A 202-nucleotide genomic window follows, 5' to 3' on the forward strand; every position below is an offset into this window, starting at 1 on the left:
CGCTGACCTGAAATGTCGCGCAGGCAAGGCGGATTGACACCCTGTGCCCGCTGACGGCACGCTTGGCCATCTCACGGCGGTGAGATGGCCTCACCACTTTTTTGAAATCGCCTCCTGAAGAATGCCGGCCTTCAGGCGCTCCTCCGCGTACATCTTCTTCAGCCGGGCATTCTCGGCTTCCAGTTCCTTCATCCGGGCCATC

At 60.4% G+C, this 202-nt stretch carries 1 pseudogene; it reads right to left on the reverse strand.

The features are described 5' to 3' along the window. A pseudogene (locus tag ACSHWJ_RS16215) lies at positions 1-202 on the reverse strand (IS3 family transposase); the annotation flags it as partial.

Source organism: Methylococcus sp. S1M (assembly GCF_051295855.1).
In the GTDB taxonomy this organism is placed as follows: domain Bacteria; phylum Pseudomonadota; class Gammaproteobacteria; order Methylococcales; family Methylococcaceae; genus Methylococcus; species Methylococcus capsulatus.